The 17,429-nt window shown below is 39.9% G+C and carries 12 protein-coding genes; 5 read left to right on the top strand and 7 right to left on the bottom strand.

Annotation, left to right across the window (positions count from 1 at the left end; translation table 11 throughout):
- Positions 1-36: 36 nt before the first annotated feature.
- The gene (locus tag ATS76_RS04435) at positions 37-3,504 is read right to left on the bottom strand and encodes a S8 family serine peptidase (RefSeq protein ID WP_058551215.1); all 3,468 of its coding nucleotides are present in this window, start codon (positions 3,502-3,504) and stop codon (positions 37-39) included.
- Positions 3,505-3,740: 236 nt separating this feature from the next.
- Between ATS76_RS04435 and ATS76_RS04430 the strand changes: the two genes are divergently transcribed.
- Together ATS76_RS04430 and ATS76_RS04425 are read left to right on the top strand one after the other, a co-directional pair.
- Positions 3,741-4,211: a DUF2721 domain-containing protein gene (locus tag ATS76_RS04430; protein ID WP_006792500.1), complete on the top strand. Its 471-nt coding sequence runs from the start codon at positions 3,741-3,743 to the stop codon at positions 4,209-4,211.
- Between the two features lie 90 nt (positions 4,212-4,301).
- Positions 4,302-4,754, top strand: a complete 453-nt coding sequence (locus ATS76_RS04425) for a c-type cytochrome (protein ID WP_058551214.1) — start codon at positions 4,302-4,304, stop codon at positions 4,752-4,754.
- 70 nt (positions 4,755-4,824) lie between these two features.
- Here ATS76_RS04425 and ATS76_RS04420 read toward each other — a convergent pair whose 3' ends face one another.
- Both ATS76_RS04420 and ATS76_RS04415 read right to left on the bottom strand, forming a co-directional pair.
- Positions 4,825-7,968: an efflux RND transporter permease subunit gene (locus ATS76_RS04420; protein WP_058551213.1), complete on the bottom strand. Its 3,144-nt coding sequence runs from the start codon at positions 7,966-7,968 to the stop codon at positions 4,825-4,827.
- Positions 7,969-7,979: 11 nt separating this feature from the next.
- Positions 7,980-9,158 (bottom strand): efflux RND transporter periplasmic adaptor subunit, encoded by a 1,179-nt coding sequence (locus tag ATS76_RS04415; RefSeq protein WP_058551212.1) that lies wholly within the window; start codon positions 9,156-9,158, stop codon positions 7,980-7,982.
- 288 nt (positions 9,159-9,446) lie between these two features.
- On the opposite strand from ATS76_RS04415, the gene ATS76_RS04410 reads away from it, so the two are divergent.
- Complete coding sequence (locus ATS76_RS04410) at positions 9,447-11,954, top strand: zinc-dependent metalloprotease (RefSeq protein ID WP_058551211.1); 2,508 nt, start codon at positions 9,447-9,449, stop codon at positions 11,952-11,954.
- A 64-nt stretch (positions 11,955-12,018) separates the two neighbouring features.
- Here the strand turns inward: ATS76_RS04410 and ATS76_RS04405 are convergent, their stop codons facing one another.
- From ATS76_RS04405 to ATS76_RS04390, 4 genes are all read right to left on the bottom strand, one after another.
- Positions 12,019-12,807: a PhzF family phenazine biosynthesis protein gene (locus ATS76_RS04405; RefSeq protein WP_058551210.1), complete on the bottom strand. Its 789-nt coding sequence runs from the start codon at positions 12,805-12,807 to the stop codon at positions 12,019-12,021.
- Positions 12,808-12,823: 16 nt separating this feature from the next.
- Positions 12,824-13,297: a pilin gene (locus ATS76_RS04400; protein WP_006792506.1), complete on the bottom strand. Its 474-nt coding sequence runs from the start codon at positions 13,295-13,297 to the stop codon at positions 12,824-12,826.
- The gene (locus tag ATS76_RS04395) at positions 13,294-14,115 is read right to left on the bottom strand and encodes a hypothetical protein (RefSeq protein WP_058551209.1); all 822 of its coding nucleotides are present in this window, start codon (positions 14,113-14,115) and stop codon (positions 13,294-13,296) included. The genes ATS76_RS04400 and ATS76_RS04395 overlap by 4 nt, the downstream gene beginning before the upstream one ends.
- A 64-nt stretch (positions 14,116-14,179) precedes the next feature.
- On the bottom strand, positions 14,180-14,794 hold the full coding sequence (locus ATS76_RS04390; protein ID WP_058551208.1) for a SemiSWEET family transporter: 615 nt from the start codon (positions 14,792-14,794) through the stop codon (positions 14,180-14,182).
- Between the two features lie 284 nt (positions 14,795-15,078).
- On the opposite strand from ATS76_RS04390, the gene ATS76_RS04385 reads away from it, so the two are divergent.
- Together ATS76_RS04385 and ATS76_RS04380 are read left to right on the top strand one after the other, a co-directional pair.
- On the top strand, positions 15,079-16,212 hold the full coding sequence (locus ATS76_RS04385) for a PepSY-associated TM helix domain-containing protein (protein ID WP_058551207.1): 1,134 nt from the start codon (positions 15,079-15,081) through the stop codon (positions 16,210-16,212).
- Positions 16,213-16,260: 48 nt separating this feature from the next.
- Positions 16,261-17,412, top strand: coding sequence for a tetratricopeptide repeat protein (locus tag ATS76_RS04380; protein ID WP_058551206.1), 1,152 nt, complete (start codon positions 16,261-16,263; stop codon positions 17,410-17,412).
- Positions 17,413-17,429 lie beyond the last annotated feature (17 nt).

Raw genomic sequence — 17,429 nt, 5'->3', positions numbered from 1 at the left:
AAGCTCCCTTTATTTAGTACTTAAGCGTTTTTAAGCTTACTTTTGCTTGCGACGACGCATAAATGCGAACGGTGCAACTAAAAGAGTTAACCAAGCTAATGAACCTGAAGAACTTTTCTTCTCTGGCTCTGGAGTAACAACAGCCGGAGGTACTACTGCAGTTACATTAACAGTTACAGTTACAGGCTCAGAAACATTGCCTCGAATATCAATCGCAACAACTTCCATTTCAGCAGTGGTATCACCTGCTAACATATTGGTGTCAGCAACAACAATTTGGCCTTGCTCATCAACACCTAAACCAATATTGGTGTTTGATTGAACGTAGTACTCAGAAACCGCTAAATCAAACTCAGCTTCTTCAATTGTAAGCGCGCCAACTACTGTACCATCGGCTGCATCTTCAGAAACTGAGAATTCACCACCCACTAAGATAGGCGCCTCAATAGCTGGTAATGTAAGCTCTTCACTTGTCATTGCTTTAATGATGTTAGTGCCAGCACCTTGAGATAAAACAAATGGACCACTTGCAGATACCATTGCTTTTTCACCAGGTAGAAGTGATGCAACAGCTTCGCCAGTTTCAAGCGAAGTCATTTGAACTTCTGGTTGAACACCAAATACAACTGAGCCAGTTACACTGTCTGTCTCAGAGAATACACCTGATTGGTAGCTTGGGTAACCCACTGATACTCTGAAGTTCATTGGCTGACCAAGTAACGACCCATCGATGTTCATTAGCTCAGAACAACCAGTAAATGTGATTGTATCTTCACCTGCTGAATGAAGAAGTGGTGTACCCCATGCCCAACCATCGTTGCCAGCACCGTCAGTAGTACCGATCAATGTACGGCTACGACCTGGTGACGCAGTTGTACGACCACGGTCATTTAAGTTTTGTAAGAACTGATCAGCAACACCATCATTATCTGTATCGATTTCAACTCTGTAACCTGCTTGGAATGTATGCGTTAGCGGATCACGTAATTGAATTGATGAAGTGATGTAAATACCTGAATCACAGAAGTCTGCACCAAATGCAGAGAATGTGCTCGACAGAATATTATACTCTGCCTCTTCCATTGTTTTCTCTGTACCTACTGCAATAATGCTTTCAGCCTGAGGAGTGATTTCAGTCTGGCCAGTGTTTTCAAGTACTAGTGCAACTTTATTGTCAATCAGCTCGGCAGTATAACTTAGCTCTGTTGCTGCTTTTGGCATTGCATGATACACAACGTGTAAATCGTGGGTTGTATCTGTTGACGCATCATCAAATACTAACGCACCATCAAACTCAATCGATGTTAGTGCAGCACTACGAGCAGCAATATCATCAGCACTAAATGGATTCTCTAATTCCCATGCAGGTAGTTTACTTGGGTCAACCATCATTGTGATGTCAAAGTTTACAGCTTGCCCAGCAGGGATTGTTACTGACTCTGGGAAATCCCAGCTAACAGCTTCAGTTTTTTCGTCGCTTTCGTAACGTGCTTCAGTACGAAGGTTGTATGTTTTCGCTTCAGCAGAGAAGTTTTTCACAGTGACTGTTTTAGTGATAGAACCGGCTTCTGCAAGGCTCACTAAACCATAAGAAAGGGCAGCTTGTTTTGTATCAAACTCGGCATTATGTACCCATGCTGCAACAGGTAAGTTAACAGCTTTAGTCACATCGACTAAACCAGCACCTATCATACTAATAGGCGCAAGCTCTGAATCAGGATTGATAGCAAGAGGTTCGTTAGTTACTTCAAGGTTTGCCGCGTTCATAATCGTTGCTTTAATTTCAAACGCATTACGATTCGGGTGAGCTTCACGGATCATAGCAACTGCACCGGCTGTAATTGGACCTGAGAACGAGGTACCCGACACAGGGTTAGTGCCCGTTTGAGTTCCTGTTGCTGCTACCTCAATACTTGTACCTGGCGCTGTAATTTCTGGTTTAAGTAAACCATCCATTGAAGGGCCGCGTGATGAGAATGTTGCCACAGCACCCGCTGTTGTTTTAATCTCAACACTAATATCAAATGTTGCAGGGCCGCCAGCTTCTAGCTGTGCTTTTAGTGCAGCACCCGCAGCAAAATTAATACCAACGTTTTTAATAGTTACGGCAGCATCAAAACCACCCATTGGGGCTGGTGTGCCGTCGTCAGTGTTATTTGCAATAAATACAAACTCAGCACCTTTAGCTTGTGCGTTTAGTACTTTTTGTGTGAATGCACAGGCACCACGGTCTATAAGTACCGCTTTGCCTGTAAAGTCAACATCTTCTGCAAAAGCATCACAGCCGTTTTGATTTGCTGTAGGGTATACTAAATCAATATCAGCACCTGATAGGGTAAAGCCTTCTTGTGGGCCAAAACCTGACGCTTGAATATCGCCTTCAACGCCTGCAACTGTTCCACTTGCAATACCAACCTCTGTTGTTGGGTGTGTCATTGCACCAACAGACAAGGCGTTAGGGGTTGTACTTGGACCACCAACACGGAATGGGTTATCACCATCGTTACCGGCAGAAATTACCATGTTAACACCCAATTCAACAGCACGTTGTACTAGGTATTGTGTACCACCACCAGTGTAAGTGTCACCAAATTCACCACCAAGAGACATGTTCATTACGTCAACACGATCTGAAATATCCCCATCACCGTTAGGATCCATTGCAGCTTCTAATGCAGCTGCTTGTGCTGCACTTGGACAACCACCACCACATACAGAATATGCGTATAGCTCAACCTCTGGTGCAATACCGTTTACAGAGTTTGCAGATGAGGTACCGTGATTTGTTGGATCACCTGTTGACGGTGAATTTGCAGCGTCATTTTCAATTGGATCTGCATCATCACGAATGAAGTCATAACCACCTTGTACAATGCCTTGTGGCCATGTAACCGTTGTAGGATCTTCTTGTGCTGCTAGGTATGCTTCAACAGTACCTGCACCGCCAAATGCTGCGTGAGTATAGTCAATACCTGTATCTAGTACTGCAACGCGCTGGCCTTTACCGCTTACAATACCATCAGTAATTAATGGTTTAGCGTTGATATAATCAGAGCTTGCTGCAACGTGAAGTTCACTGTCAAACATTGGTAATACTTTTGCAACGCGATCATCTTTTGCAATTTGCTTTAAAGCTTCAGGTGTTGCTTGAACTATTAACGTTGGAGCAAGAATTTTTGTTTTGCCAATTACTTTTGCATCAAAATCTAAGTTGCTCAACTCTGCAGTCATTATGTCTTGAAGCTGCTCAACCTGAGCTGTTATTTCACGGCTACTTGAAGCCTGATAAGTTCCAGCGGTTACTGAATCCACAGATGTTGCTGCTTTAAGAACGATCATATGAGCTGAAGGCTCTTTTTTGTCTGCTGCAACTTCAACTACTTGCTCTACTTGTTTGTAGTTAACATTTGCTTTTGGTAATTCAGCGGCACTTGCAAGTGTTGCCACAAATGCGCTAGAAACAGCCGTCGCTATCGCTGTCTTTTTTATTATATTGTTACTCATGAGTTCCCCTAGGATATTTTATGTATTATTGTAGTCACATTAATAAAGCAAATTACAATGTATGAATGAATATAAAACGTTCATTACCCACCAAGCAACACTTTGGTTACAAATAAGCATAAAGCATACAAAGAACACAAATAAAAAAACACCAAGTTACTGATATATATAAATAAAAAAACACTTCACTTTTGTGAATGTTTGTAAACAAAAACTGCATTATCACCAGGTACTTTATGAATAATGATGTAATCAACATTTTAACTATGGCTAAAGTAATACAAACAGCCGTTGCACCGGTGTTTTTAATAACGGGTATTGCTGCAACCCTTGGCGTTTTATCAAACCGCTTGGCTCGTATTACGGACCGTGCGAGGCAATTAGAGCGCAAGTTAAAAGTAAGCACCGATGAAGATTTTAATAAATCACTCGCAACAGAACTTCGCGCTCTATTAAAACGATCCCGTTGTATACACATAGCCTTTAGTTTAAGTGTTTTGAGCGCTTTGCTTGTATGCGCAGTGGTTATGCTGTTATTTTTATCTCACATTCAATCAATAAACTTAGGCGTTACTATCGCTAGTTGTTTTGTGGCCGCTATGGCGTTGTTAATATGTGCATTTATGTCATTACTTGGTGAGGTATTCTTAGCGACTCGGAGTATGCGACGTGGGATGATATTTGCTGATATTGATATGAACGATTAACTTTTAGTTAATTTTTCTGTATTAGCTTGAATAAAACCAATAGCTAAGATACAAAGCAATAGTCAAAAAATAGTTAACAGGGGCAATAATATGAAATTTAAAAAGATTCTAGCGGGTGCATTACTAACAACATGCGCGCTAAGTGTATCTGCAAACTCTGCGTTTAAAGAGCCAAGCGACGCGATTGAATACCGTCAAAGTGCATTCTCTATACTATCAGTTCAAATTGGTGATATGGGCGCAATGCTTAAGGGCAAGGTTCCGTTTGACGCTGAGCAATTCAAAATGCGTGCAAATAACGCAGCAGCGCTTTCAAAAATGCCATGGGAAGCGTTTTATGCAGGAACAGACAAAGGCGATACATCGGCACTTGCTGCTGTGTGGTCTGAAAATACGGTATTTGTTGAAAAAGCCAATGCGTTTGCGGCAAACGCAGACAAACTTGCTCTAGCTGCTCAATCTGGTGACAAAGCGGTTATTGGTAAAGCCTTTGGTGCATGGGCTAAAGGTTGTAAAGAATGCCACAAGCAATTTAAAGACTAATTAAAAATTGATAAAAACAAAAAAGGACTAAGTGTTAACGCTCAGTCCTTTTTTTATTGTTTAGCAAAAATTAGCTATCAACTGACACTTCTACATTTCCTCGCTTAAAAATACGTCGGTAAGTCTTTTTAAATAGCGCCCCAATATCACCTAATATAATGTACAAACAAGGTACAAGAATAAGCGTAATTAAGGTTGCAAACATAACTGCAAATCCCAGCGCAACTGCCATAGGAATTACAAACTTAGCCTGTAGGCTGGTTTCAAACATAATAGGCAACACACCAGCAAACGTAGTGATTGAGGTGAGTAATATTGCTCTGAAACGCGCACAGCCGGCTTCAATTACAGCATTTTTAACGCTAACGCCTTGCTTACGTACCTGGTTTACATAGTCGGTCATAACCAAGGAGTCATTAATTACAACACCCGCCGCAGCAATAAGACCAAAGCCAGACATTAAGCTCATATCCAAATCAAACCAGTAGTGCCCCCAAATAGCCCCCGTTAAGCTAAACGGAATAACCGACATTACAATAAGCGGTTGTGAATAGCTTTTTAGTGGTACAGCAAGCAGTATGTAAACTAATATCATGCCTCCTGCAAAAAACAACATTTGCTCATTGGCTTGCGCCTGTTGCTCCTCAATAGCACCACCAAGTTCTGATTTAACGCTTGGGTATTCTTCTTTAAGCTGTGGTAATAGGTTTTCTTTTACCTGTTTAACCACTTCGCCCGGCTCAATTTGCTCTTCATCAATACTGCCGTACACATAAACAGTTCGATAGCCACCTTCACGGCGAATATAGCTAATACCAGGTGTTTCGGTTAGCTCAACCACATCACCCAATAACACTTCGCGCCCTGTTGGTGTAGTCACCACTGTATGTTTAAGTGATGAAAATGCTTCGCGTGTAAGTTTAGGGTAACGAACCATTACACGGACTTCTTCACCATTTCTAATTACGCGTTGTGCTTCGCCACCATAAAAACTGGCACCTACTTGATTGGCAATACTGGCTAAGTCTAACCCCAAATCAAAGGCAACGGGTTTTAAACTCATTTGCACTTCTTTACTCGCAGGATCTATGGTTGAACTTATATCAAACAAGCCTTCTTGCTGCTGAAGTAATTGAATAAAACGACGCCCAGCTTCGTTTAATGTATCGATATCAGACCCAAATAGAAGGTAACCAAACTCGCCACCACCGTTGCCGCCACCGCCGCCTACGTCGTCTTGAATAGTTAACGATTTAACACCTGCAATAGTAGGCATGGCTTCACGCCAACGGCGCGATAATTCAAACGCATCGTAAGGACGTAAGTCTTCATCAACTAATGGGGCTAATAATTGCGCCTCTGTGCGGCCTTGGTTAAACACGAGTAAATCGCGGATAATTTTTTGACCTGTTTGACGCTCTGTTTCTTTATCTACCTCAAGCACCATCGCTTCTATTTCACGAATAGCATTAATAGTTTGAATGTCGGATACGTTGTCATTCATTTCAATATTAATTTGTGGGAAATCATGCGGGACTTTAGGTGAAGGAATAGTGCGCACCTGATTTGAAGCAATTAATGCAAAAGTCACGACTAATAAAGCAATAAAACTAAATAAAACAGTCCAACGCCATTCAACACACTTGGAAACAAACCGTTTATATGGGCCATTTACAAAACCAAAAAAGCGGGTATTAAATCTATCTCGCCAGCCACCTTTTTTAATAGGAGTAAAATGTGTATGTGCAATATGCGCAGGTAATATAAGTTTCGATTCAATTAAGCTAAATACCAAACACAGCATTACAACAACAGCAATACCGTAAAAAAAGGCACTTTCAGGGCCGCTCGAAAGCGTAAACGGCGCAAATACAGCAATGGTAGTAAGTACACCAAATGTCGCTGGGGTCGCTACACGCTTTGCACCTCGTACAACGTTATCGACACCGCCGCCACTTTTTTCAACCTCACTGTATGCGGCTTCGCCTATAACTATGGCGTCATCCACCACAATCCCTAGCACCATGATAAACGCAAATAACGAGATAATATTTATGCTAATACCAAATAGTGGCATCACCATCATCGCGCCTAAAAAGCACACTGGTAAACCTATCATTACCCACAATGCCAACTTAAAGCGTAAGAATAACGACAACATAATTGCGACTAAAATCGCACCTTGAAGAAGGTTTAATTTCATCATATCTAAGCGAGCATTTAGGTAGTACGTCATATCCATTAAAGGCTCTATACGCACACCCGGTGGGAGCTCTTTATTCTTTTTATCAATATACGCTTTAACCGATTCAGCTACCGGAATAATATTTTGTGATTGCGTTGCTTTTACTGATAAATAAACGGCATTTTCACCATTAAACTTAAAATAACGTTCACCTTCAGTAAATTGATCTTTAATTGTGGCAATATCTTGCAGTAAAACTTTGGCACCATACTCGCCAATTTTTACCGGGATTTGTCTAAATTCTTCGCCTGAATAAAATTGGTTTTCAACACGAACTGATATAACGCCCGCATCCGTTTTTAACTGACCTGCCGAAAAGTTAGCTGAGTAACGACGCACGGCATTCATAACATCTGAAATTGTTAAATTGTACTGGCGTAATGTATCTGGATCGATTTCAATCGCTATTTCATCAAGCGGTACATCATTGACCACAAGCGATACATTAGATAATTGCAGCAATTCATCTTCGATATTGTTTGCTATCGGCTTAAGCTCAAATAAAGGCAAGTCAGCAACCAGTGTCATGCCTATTACATCTTGTCTAAATTCAATCTGACTTATGGTGACCGGTTCCATCCCAGCTGGAAAAGTAGCAATACCGTCAACACGCAATTTTACTTTATCAAGCACATCGGTAAGTTCTGCGTCTGTATGAATTTCAAGACTTGCAGAGCCGCCGTTTCTAAATGCGCGATACACGCCTTTTTTTATTTCGGTAATATCTTTAAGTGATTCTTCAATTTTTATAAGAATACTTTCTTCAATTTCCTGAGGAGAGGCACCTGGGTAATTAGCGTTTACGTTAATATAGTTAATTTCTATATTAGGAAACATTTGTCGCTGAATCGTTTTGTAGCTTAAAAAGCCCATAACAATAATAAACAACATCATTAAGTTTGCAGCAACCGAGTTATTAGCAAAATAAGCTATTAACCCTGTTTGTTTTGTTTGTGTTGATTCACTCATTGTATTACACCTTAAAGCTGTTGCGTATTTGAGGTGCTCACATCAGAGCTTTCAGGTGCCGGTTGCGCACCTGCTATTTTAACTTCCATTCCCTTTTGAGGGTACTCTGGTAACGTAACCACCAGCTTATCGTCAGCTTTTAGGCCACTACTAATATAGAAGTACTCGCCCTCTTCTCGTATTACCGTTACCTTTCTTGGTTCAAGGGTTTGGTTTTCACCAACTACCCAAACGGTTTGGTTGTTAACAAGCGCCTGGGGTAAACGATAGATATTACTTAATGTCGTACCGGCAAAATTAACCTGTACGTAACTGCCAAACTTAATTGCTGGCTGCTTATTTTTAAGGCCATACGGGTCTTCAATTCGCACCACTAAACTGCTCATACGTGTTGCGTTATCTACAATGCCTAAATCGCGGTCAATAACACCTTCACGGGTAAAGCTATTAAGGCCTTTTTGAATAACGGTTGCAGTAATCCCTTTAATGCGCTCAGGCAAAAACACACTATCAAAGCCTGCAATAGGAATAATAACTTCAGCTGTTTCTATATTGTTTAACTCAGCAACTTGAGAGCCCATTGTCACGTATTGGCCCACACCTACATTACGGTTCACAATAAGTGCATCATAAGGTGCTTTAACATCACAGTTTTCTAAATCGCGCTGCGCACGTTTTAATGCTGCTTGTGCTGATTTAACATTTGCTTGCGCACTAAGCACTTGAGGCTTGCGTAAAAATAAATCGGTACGTGCTTTACTTGGAAAGCGTTTTGCTTCGTCTTCAGCTACTTTTGCTTGCGCTTGTTCTTCAATTAAACCCGCTTGGGCGCGAGCAAGTTCAGCTTCAGCCACGAGCACTGCAGCTTCGTAGTTATCTTTTTCAATTGAAAATAAGGTTTCACCACGCGCTACAACCCCACCGGCAACAAAGTTCGGATGCCAACTCAGTACCTCTCCCGATACCTGTGCAGACAGTTGTGTATTTTCCAGCGGCTTTACTTCACCATAGCTGTTAATTATAACCTGATGATCGTTAGCCGAAACCGGCTCAACTTGAACGGTTGGTCGCGTATCAACTAACGCCTTTTTTTCTTGCTCACTGGCAAGCGCGTTTATTGCTTTAAAACCAACAACTCCTATCGCAAGCGCAACAAATGGAAAAACCCATCTAAGTGAATTTGTTTGCATATCCTAATTACCCCAAATTTCTATTAACGCCATAATAACAGAGCTTAATTAAACAATTACGTGACATTTGTAAGCAACTGTTACAAATGTGCATTAATTATACTTCTCATAATGAATCGTTTAATTATAAATTAGATTATATAGCCATAAAATTATATTTTGTTACAAACTTTTACTATTTAAAATCAATACATTAAATAAAAAAGGTATTATTTCATCGATTTGTTGTACGAAACAAATTGAAATTACGTACAGTAAAAATAAATTAACAAACGAAAAGATGACATTATGAAACTAACCACCCTAACTCTTGCGCTCAGTATTGCCCTAAGCGGCCATGCTTTTGCCGATGACAAAAAAGACGAAAAAAAACCAAAAACATTAAGTGAAATGATCAAAGGACAAACCGAATTTGCCGGTGTATTTAACCTTTATCAGGACGAAAAAACGGGTAAGCACTTAATGGTCATTAACGAATCGCAACTTGATACTCCTTTCGTTTATTTTGCTCATACTGTTGATGGGGTGACTGATGCAGGACACTTTCGTGGATCGTACCGTGAAACCAAACTCATTGAGTTTAGAAAGTACTTCGACCGTATCGATATTATAAGTAAAACACCTCGTTATAAATTTGACGAGAACAGTGCCATTTCAAAAGCCAGCAATGCAAACATTAGTGAAGCCGTGCTCGCGAGTATTAAAATAGAAAAAGAAGAAGACGGTAAAATTGCATTTAACGTCAATAAGTTATTTTTAAGTGAAGCACTTCATAAAGTATCTCCAACTATTAACCCTGCAGATAAAAATGCTAAAAAACGTTTTAAAGTGGGTAAATTAGACAGCAAAAAGTCGCGTATTATTAAACAGCGTCCTTACCCTAATAATTTAGACGTTGTCGTCGATTACGTATTTACCAATGCAAGTCCAACCGTTCGTGGCTCTGGCGCAGTAAGTGACCCGCGTAGTGTTTCGGTGAAGGTTCAGCATTCATTTGTCGCATTACCTAAAAACAGTTATCAACCTCGTTTAGACGATGCGCGCATTGGCTATTTCACAAACCAGTTTGATCAAATGACGTCAACTGATTGGACGCCTTACGAAGATGTAATTAAGCGCTGGGATTTACAAAAGAAAGATCAAAGCGCTGCACTTTCAGAGCCTGTAAAACCAATTACATGGTGGATAGAAAACACTACACCAATAGAGTGGCGCGATACAATAAAAGACGCCGTACTTGCGTGGAATAGCTCTTTTGAAAAAGCAGGCTTTAAAAATGCCTTAGAAGTAAAAGTACAACCTGATGATGCCGACTGGGATGCAGGCGACATTAATTACAATGTACTGCGTTGGACCTCATCGCCTAAGCCTCCCTTTGGTGGCTACGGGCCTGCACTTGCCAACCCGCTAACAGGCGAAATACTGGGCTCAGACATTATGCTTGAGTTTGTATTTATGAAAAATCGCTGGATTTACGACACCCTTTATACACAAGGCGCTATGAGCCACAGCAATAGTACACATACTGGTGAATTAAACTGCTCATTAGGTCATGAAATTCAACAAAACCTTATGCTTGCAAAGGGCTTAGCTGCTGGCGATAGCATTGAAGAAAACGAAATGATACGCCAAGGGTTAACACAGCTTATTCTGCATGAAGTAGGTCATACATTGGGCCTTAACCACAACATGAAATCATCTATTTTGTGGGATGAAAAAGAAGTGCACGACAAGAGTAAAACCCAAGGTATCGTAACAGGCTCAGTAATGGACTACGCACCGGCTAATATTGCACCAATTGGCATGCAGCAAGGGGATATTTTTCAAACTAAACCAGGTCCTTACGACGACTGGGCTATTAACTACGGATACAGCGTAGCGCTGGCTGATGAATCTGCCGAGCAAGCTCGCCTTAGTAAAATTCTTGCGCGTTCTAGTGAGCATGCATTAGCGTTTGGTAACGATGCTGACGACATGCGTGCGCCGGGCCGTCATATCGATCCCCGTGTTATGATTGGTGACTTATCATCAAACCCAGCAGCCTATGGTGCAGACCGTATGGCACTTATCAATAAACTATTTACTGAGCTTAAAGATAAAGCCACTGTTGAAGGCGACTCTTACCAGCAACTTGTCACCTCAGCCAATAGCTTATTTGGCCAATACAGATCGCAGGCAGGTATTGTGTCTCGTCAAATTGGTGGAGTGTATGTAGAGCGCGCCGTTGTAGGTGATGCAAACGCCGACAAACCTTTCACCCCAGTGCCACTTGAAAAACAAACCCAAGCCATGGAAATTTTAGCCGAATACGTGTTTGCACCTGATGTATTACAAAGCATGCAACCGCTTTATAATTTCATGCAGCAACAGCGCCGCGGGTTTAATCATTATGGTAAAAATGAAGACCCTAAACCTCATAAAATGATTTTAGGAATGCAAAAGTCTGTGCTTGCACAACTATTGCATCCGGCGGTTTTACTGCGTATTTCAGATACCGCGCTATACGGAAACGAATATAGCTTAAATCAATTTATGGGGGATTTAACAGCGAGCATTTTTGTTAAAGACGCAGAAGTCAGCTCAATCAGTCATAACCTACAAATTGAATATGTAAATCAACTGATTGCCATTGCAGGTTTAGGCAAACCAAGTAAGTTTGATAACCTCGCTAAAACGGCTGCGTTATATCAGCTAACCGAAATAGCTGATACAAGCCTGTCATGGGGCGCAGATACCGCAGCTAAAGCACATAAAAAGTATATTGATCGCTTAATTGCAAAAGCACTAGAAGCGTAAGTAGTTGTAAAAAAAAAGGCCACATTGATTGTGGCCTTTTTTATAAACTTAATCCATATCACCATTAAAGGTAAATTGTGCCTTTTAAATACCTAACAGCATGACCTGTTAAAGTTACCGTTGACTCCCCAACATCGCACTGTATATGACCACCTCGGCTAGATGCCTGATAGGCAGTTAATTGTGTCTTATCTAACAGTTTTGCCCAATATGGAGCAAGCCCTGTATGAATAGAGCCCGTGACATAATCTTCATCGCCACCGCTGGCAGGCCAAAAATAACGAGAAATAAAATCGTATTCATCACTCGGCGCAGTGGCAACTACATCGTGTGGCGCTAACGTTTTTAAGAGTAGCGACTCGGTAATTAAGTTCTCCACCTGTTTAGCAGATTCATAAACAGCAAAGTAAGCTTGGCGATTTTTAAGTACCTTAATAGGTTGTATAGACAAGCCATTTAACAGTGTCTGTGGCGGGTTTTTAACCTCTACAGGTGCTTGTTTAGGGAATGTCATAGCAAAGCTGCCATCATTGTTTCTATTAACAATAAGCTCGCCTACTGCATCAGCGATAAAGCGAATTTGCGATACATTATGTTCTTCACATAATACATACGCAGCAGCCAAAGTGGCATGGCCACAAAAGTCTATTTCCATTAAAGGTGAAAACCAACGAATAGCAAAACAGCCATCGGTTTGCCTACAGGTAAACGCAGTTTCAGATACGTTGTTTTCAGCGCCTATGTTTTGCATTAGGTCATCATCCAACCACGACTCAAGTGGGATAACAGCTGCATAATTGCCTTTAAATAAAGTGTGTGTAAACGCATCAATTTGGTGAATAGTTAATTGCATTAGCTTCCCTAGTATTTTAAATACACGCCGAGGGTAATAAATCTTTTGGCACTGAGGTTTTATTTTCGCCAATCGCTTTCATACCTGTGACTGGCTGATCAAAGCCGCACAACCAAGAAATTGGGCTAGAGGGGCTGCCCTCAACAACTGCTGGTCTAAACGTTAATGTGGTATTTTGTAAAGGCCGAGATGCTTTGTTGCCTAAAGCAATATGTATGGCACCGTTTTTAATAGTAATTCCCGTTACCCTATTCCCTATTAAGTATTGACTAGCAGGCACACCCGCTTCTTCATTATTATTAGGAAAACGTTTATTCTCGAGGTAAAACACAGTTACGTCTTCTCTTATTGCAGCCGCCATAGCAAGGGGATCAACAAGCTCTGCCTTTTGCATGTATTTACTGTATTGAGGCAATGCTACAGCAGCCAAAATACCAATAATTGATACAACCACCATTAACTCTATGAGCGTAAATCCTTTTGCTTTCATAATACTTCTCCATACATAAATAGTGGTTTATAGGCCGCTGAAACAAACAAATAAATAGAGACAACAATCACTGCACCATAAATAATTATAAGTTTATTAATAAAGCGTTTTGCGAGCTGATTAAACTGTTTTAACTGCTGCTGTAACAGTACTTCAAACTCATCTTGAGCATTTAATCCCAGTGCTTCACACTCATATAAATGCTTTGTTTCTGTGGTTGTAACACCTGAATTTACTGAGCTTAATGGAACAAATAAAATAGCAGTTAGTGTTTCGTAGTTTTTGACTAGTTTTCGTGGGAAAAACACTTTAAACAAGCCTGAAAACGGCTTTAACTCACTCAATATACTGGCGTTTTTGAGCTTTAAAATTACGCTGAGTATGAAGCTGAGCAACAAAAACAATATTATTATCGGAACATACCAATAGCGAAAATAGCTATCAAAGGTATTGTGATCATGTCGTAGGTTCATGCTATACATGTCTACAAATGCAGGAACAACAAAAAGTTGGTAAAGAAGAGAAGATAAACAAAAAAACGCAAAAACAAACGTCAAATAAACAAGCCAGCCTTTATGCTCAAATTTAAAGTCGTTGATTAATTTGGGTAAACACTGGTAATAAGTTGCACTTTTTTGCGCGGCTATTTCGTCTTGCGACACAACACCTACAACTAGCGCTTTTGCAAGTTCACTATCGTCGTTATCGCCTTGATATATGCTTAGGCTCGCCTTTTCACTTAACCTTAGCTTATCGCTTTTGCTTAACTGTGCTGAACTATTTATTCGGCATAAATAGCCAAATTGCTCCCAATTCATACTCTATCCTTTGAATAACGATAAAGTAACATGCCATATATTTACCTAAATATAAATGAAAACATTAAGCCATTACTGGTCGCATTTTATAATATTGCATGCAACCAAATTGCACAGCATTAGTCAGCAACAACATGATAAACATAAGTAAGTGTGAAGTACTTGGTATGGTATTTGTTAACTCAACAACTAAGCCACAAATGCCCGCTATGAACTGCAAACTAAAGTAACGAGCACTTAAATTACTTACATCACCTGTGCGCAGCGTTTTGTAGGTTTGTGGCATTACGCGCACTGAGCTCATCACCAATCCTACATAAGTAAGTGCGTTGAGCACCCATGCGGTATCAAAGTTTGGACTTAATAACAGCGAAAAAGGCATAAGCGAAAAGCCAAGCATGAGTATTAATTGCAGCCGCTCTTGCTTTGCGGCGTTGTAACGGGCAAAAAAGTACAAGATCAAGCCGCTCAATACGCCTGTTACAAAAAAAGGTAAAGCAATAAAGTATCGCTCAAAATAAATGTTATACGTTATGAAATAGAGACTTTGTGCGACTCCAAATGTCATCATCAACAAAGATAAACCAGAAACACTTCTGTTTTTTCTAATTTTATTTAGCAATGGTAAAAAACTAAAAAGTAAAATAAATGAAGACAAAATAGGCAAATAGTGCGCCAAAACAACCTCGCTGTTACATAACGGTTACTTTAATTACTTAATAAAAACATTTATTAAACATATGTTTTAAAAGGCTTTTACTGTGAGCGCGGCATTGTAGAGTGAAGTTAATTTAACTCAACTAAACAGCAAAAACCCTTTCAAGGAACTGGAAACTTATATTTACAAAATATGTTATGTAATGTGCACAGTTTATTAATTTCCCGAATACTTACTCAATTACTATTAAATACAAATAACAATTGATATCATTTGTATATAGGTGAATTAGATAACGATAACCCATGAGAAAAACACTTTTCAAAATTCATAGCTGGATTGCTCTCATTGCAATTATTCCATTAATTGTAATTAGTATTACCGGCAGTGTGCTCGTATTTAAAAGCGAGATAGATGGCCTACTTATGCCCGAAAGTCATTTTGTGATTAGCACTCAACCTGAACGCTTGAATATGGATGAGTTAATTTCCATCACTCAGAACGCTTACCCTGAGTATGTCATCGGTAGCTGGGAAATTTTTAACGACGATACAGCTGATCGGGTTTACTTAATCGAGCGCGAGTCGCAAGTTTGGTATAAATTTCATTTAAATCAATATACTGGTGATATTTTGTCAACTCCCGTGGGAACGAGCCATTATTTTACAGATTGGTTTTTAGAACTCCATTACACCTTTTTACTCAATGATTTAAAAAGCTTACCAGGCCAAACAGGCACCGTTTTGGGGTTCTTTTTTGCTTTATTTTTATTGGTGCTCGGAATAACCGGCCTTATTATTTACCGAAAGTTTTGGCAACGCCTATTTACCGTGCGTTGGCGCGCAACATTACAAATCGTATTAAGTGATATTCATAAAATGACTGGTGTTATTGGCTCACCTATTTTAATTGTTTTAGCTATAACCGGTGGATATTTTAATGGTGCCGTTTGGTATCACGAAGTACTTGAACATGCTGAAGAAGAACATCATGCCCTAACCAAAAACCTGTATAGCAAAACTGTTTCCTTCCAAGATATTTTAGATGACAGCAAGCAACAAATAGCTACGTTCAACAGCACTTACTTGGTTATGCCATTAGAGCCTGATGACAACATTACTGTATTTGGTGAAGTAAACTCCACTAACCCACTGGCAAGTGAATACGCTAATACCGTTTCGTATAACAAAATCACTGGTGAGCATATTGCCAATTGGGATATACGCCAAGTAGGTCTTGGCTGGAAAGTGCTAGACAGCTTTCGTAAGCTTCATTTTGGTTATTTTGCTGGCCTAATAAGTAAAATACTGTGGAGTTTTATAGGTCTAAGCCCACTATGGCTAAGCGCTACTGGCTTTTATTTATGGTTCACACGCCACAAACGTAAAAAACAATCGCAAAAAAATCGTCATAATAAACAACGAACAATAACCGCTTGATTAAAAAGTCACCTCAATGTAATGTTAAAAATCACATTGAGGTGGCTTATGAAATCTATAGTATTAGTTACATTATTTTTGGTATTTTTAAGTGCATGTAAAAGCACTCCAACAACGCATGCAATCAAGCAACCCCAGCTTACTGCGCTTATTAATCACACCCACTTTAAACAAATAGACACTCCCAGCGAGTTGAATATTTTTGAATTGCCAAACGCCGAAAAAAAACGCTTTTTAGCTTATGCCGACCAGCAGCAACTAAATGGTGTTAGAACCGATCGTATTATTTACAACTATTTAGAAAATCAACTTAGCGATTTTAGTTATCATGGTGACACATTAACTTCTTCGCAAACTCTGACTCGCGCACACGGCAACTGTATTAGTTTAGCGGTTCTTACACAAAGTTATGCCAATACGCTGGGGCTAGAAACCAGCTTTCAAGAAGTTACTAGTGAACCTGTGTACGCAAAAGAAAGTGGAATGGTCTATGTAGCTAATCATTTTAGAACCATGGTGTATGCACCAAAATTTGAGAAAAAAGATAACGTTATTCAGGTTTTTCGCCCAGGTACGCTTATCGATTATTTTCCTACACGCGGTAGCTTTTATTCAGGCAGCGCCAACTACAACGACTTAGTGGCTAAATTTTATGGCAACTTAGCAGCTAAAGCATTTGCTGAAGAAAATCTTAACGCTGCTTATTCTTTTATTCTACAAGCCAACAAATTTACCCCAAATGATCCTGAGCTTTTTAACATGGCAGGTATTTTACATCGCCGTGCGGGTGATTTAAAAACAGCAGAAGTAATTTACGAAACAGCTATAAACAATAATTTATCGAGCATAAATTTAATTAACAACTATCAAGTATTAGCTAAACAACTTGGTAAAACTGTACTTGCAGAGCAACTAACCAGCCAATTAAATTACAAAGAAAGAGATCCTTATGAACTGCTTGCTTTAGCAAAAAACGAATTACAAACCGGTTATATTAATCGAGCAAAAGACCACTTAGAGCTCGCTTTATTTAAAGCTCCCTATATCTCTGAGTTGTACTTAGAACTTGCTAAAGTTCGCTACCAGCAAGGCAAAACTGAGCGATCAAAGCGACTTCTCAAAAAAGCAATTGAATATGAACGAGACGATAAAAAGTTAGACGTATATCAAGCCAAGTTGTTGTCGCTGCAATATAAATAGCAGGCTAAATTGAACTG

Source organism: Pseudoalteromonas sp. 10-33 (assembly GCF_001469195.1).
Classification (GTDB): Bacteria; Pseudomonadota; Gammaproteobacteria; order Enterobacterales; family Alteromonadaceae; genus Pseudoalteromonas.
Note: the sequence above shows the minus strand (reverse complement) of the source record. Positions and strands in the feature narration are given on the sequence as shown.

Bases quoted from the DNA above. Each gene is read 5' to 3' on its own strand.
- ATS76_RS04405 (WP_058551210.1), bottom strand. From the start codon at position 12,807: ATGCAATTAACTATTCACCAAATTGATGCGTTTACACACACTTTATTT.
- ATS76_RS04410 (WP_058551211.1), top strand. From the start codon at position 9,447: ATGAAACTAACCACCCTAACTCTTGCGCTCAGTATTGCCCTAAGCGGC.
- ATS76_RS04395 (WP_058551209.1), bottom strand. From the start codon at position 14,115: ATGAATTGGGAGCAATTTGGCTATTTATGCCGAATAAATAGTTCAGCA.
- ATS76_RS04400 (WP_006792506.1), bottom strand. From the start codon at position 13,297: ATGAAAGCAAAAGGATTTACGCTCATAGAGTTAATGGTGGTTGTATCA.
- ATS76_RS04415 (WP_058551212.1), bottom strand. From the start codon at position 9,158: ATGCAAACAAATTCACTTAGATGGGTTTTTCCATTTGTTGCGCTTGCG.
- ATS76_RS04425 (WP_058551214.1), top strand. From the start codon at position 4,302: ATGAAATTTAAAAAGATTCTAGCGGGTGCATTACTAACAACATGCGCG.
- ATS76_RS04420 (WP_058551213.1), bottom strand. From the start codon at position 7,968: ATGAGTGAATCAACACAAACAAAACAAACAGGGTTAATAGCTTATTTT.
- ATS76_RS04385 (WP_058551207.1), top strand. From the start codon at position 15,079: ATGAGAAAAACACTTTTCAAAATTCATAGCTGGATTGCTCTCATTGCA.
- ATS76_RS04435 (WP_058551215.1), bottom strand. From the start codon at position 3,504: ATGAGTAACAATATAATAAAAAAGACAGCGATAGCGACGGCTGTTTCT.
- ATS76_RS04380 (WP_058551206.1), top strand. From the start codon at position 16,261: ATGAAATCTATAGTATTAGTTACATTATTTTTGGTATTTTTAAGTGCA.
- ATS76_RS04430 (WP_006792500.1), top strand. From the start codon at position 3,741: ATGAATAATGATGTAATCAACATTTTAACTATGGCTAAAGTAATACAA.